The organism is Winogradskyella algicola, assembly GCF_005869935.1.
In the GTDB taxonomy this organism is placed as follows: Bacteria; Bacteroidota; Bacteroidia; order Flavobacteriales; family Flavobacteriaceae; genus Winogradskyella; species Winogradskyella algicola.
Genome location: NZ_SZQF01000018.1, coordinates 1 through 1,646, shown reverse-complemented (window position 1 = coordinate 1,646; position 1,646 = coordinate 1). Strand labels below are relative to the sequence as shown.

Sequence of the window (1,646 nt, the reverse complement as noted above, 5' to 3'; positions counted from 1 at the left end):
CAAACAAACTGTTAAAACAGGCTTTTGCTATTGCAAAATCAGGATTGCCATATGACGAGAACTTTGTTTCAAAATTAGCTTAATAATGCTTGTTTTTTAACTCAGTTCTTTGTTACCTGCTGGCTTTATTTTTTACGTTTAATTTTAATTCCAATTTTTTCATTTATTTCTCGTAAATCCCGACTTCCAGTTAAATTCAAGTCAGAAAATATTAAATTCAATACTGGTCGGCAATAATCCGTCTCGTTTTCCGATTGAACACAATTCAAACAATGTCCGCGATTTACGAATACATAATTATTTATCAAAATTAAGTCTCCGCCAACCGTTGCATTTTCACAACTCGAAAAAAGTTTCATAGTTTGTGATATTTTTTTACAATGCTCTAATTCGGTTTTGTCATAGATTTCAAAATCTATTGAAGGAAACCAATCTTCCAAATAAATTTCTTCTCTTTGTTTGTCTTTAATAAACTTTGTCCTTTCGAATTTTATCAATCCAATTGGTTTTATCGTGTCATTCAGCGGTGTGATTTCTGGTTCATAGTCAGAGTCAATTTCGTAAGTCCAATGTTTTAGATTGCTTATTTCAGGTTCCGAGTCACACGAGATAAGAATTAGTGCTAATAAAATGAACAGAGTTTTCGGCATTCTCTATGTTGGTTTTCAGCTTGCAGGTAACGGGAAGTGTATCTTTCAGTGGCGACCAAAAAAGCACAACCCTTAATTTTCAGTCGTAAAGTTAGAAAATAAATCCTAAACCTTAAATTTCAGCTCCCAAACCTAGCCATTGAAGATACATGGTGTTGCCCACCGTTTTTTATTCAATCAGCTGAGTGATTTCAATATTTTCATTTTCTTTTAAATGTTCCTTAATAAATTCATTATAGCACAATAGATTATTGTCAATTAAACACCCTAAATCAAAATTTTCAACATTATAATTTTTTAGATTATTCGTTAAATTTCCAGAACCGACCAAACCAAACGAAAAATATTTCAACTCATCATTTTTTAAATCTTTTTCAAATCGTTTATCCATTTGCTCGCAATTCAAGTTTTTATATTCGACCAACAATTTACTAGTTCTCTTAATAGAAAAGTAATTAAGCGTTAGATTTAAACATAAGATTAAATTAATAACCGAAATTCCAAGAGCTGAAAATGTCAAAATTCGATTTTTCGTTTTTAAACTTCTTGGTAAAAAGAAGAAGACAATTATTAATCCAATCAATATTGTCGGTAAAAGATATTCAGATTGAGTAAAGTTCAAATAGTCATTTCCATAATCAGTAAACTTCAAATAACTAAATGTTCCAAATCCAACACCTGCGATTAGAATTGTCAATATTACGTATTTCAATTTAGCGTACATTTTTCGTTTTAAATGGTGGGCAACGGTTTTGTGTATGGTCTAGTTGCGTGGTTAAGCGACTAAGTTAGCAAAAAACTCACAAACGCGAGAAAATTCCAGCGGAATTTTCGTACGTAAGCTCAAAAAAGCAATTAGCTATACACGGCTTAAGTTTACAATCCATTATATTTAGAAGATTAACCAGAAAGCACAAAAGAGAGGATTAAGATTAGTATACACGGTGAAGCTGTAACTTCGACAACAATGATAATCCCCTCTCTTTTCTACTTAGA

2 protein-coding genes are annotated in these 1,646 nt (G+C 31.3%); both read right to left on the bottom strand.

Annotated features, from left to right (window positions below; all coding sequences use genetic code 11):
- Positions 1 to 125: 125 nt before the first annotated feature.
- Positions 126 to 650 carry a hypothetical protein gene (locus tag FC091_RS15055; RefSeq protein ID WP_138435201.1) on the bottom strand — a complete coding sequence of 175 codons (525 nt, stop codon included), beginning with the start codon at positions 648 to 650 and terminating at the stop codon, positions 126 to 128.
- 169 nt (positions 651 to 819) lie between these two features.
- Entirely contained in the window at positions 820 to 1,362 is a 543-nt protein-coding gene (locus FC091_RS15050) for a hypothetical protein (RefSeq protein WP_138435200.1), read from the bottom strand.
- Positions 1,363 to 1,646: the final 284 nt, after the last annotated feature.

Excerpts from the sequence above, each read along its gene's own strand:
- FC091_RS15055 (WP_138435201.1), bottom strand. The coding sequence starts at position 650 with ATGCCGAAAACTCTGTTCATTTTATTAGCACTAATTCTTATCTCGTGT.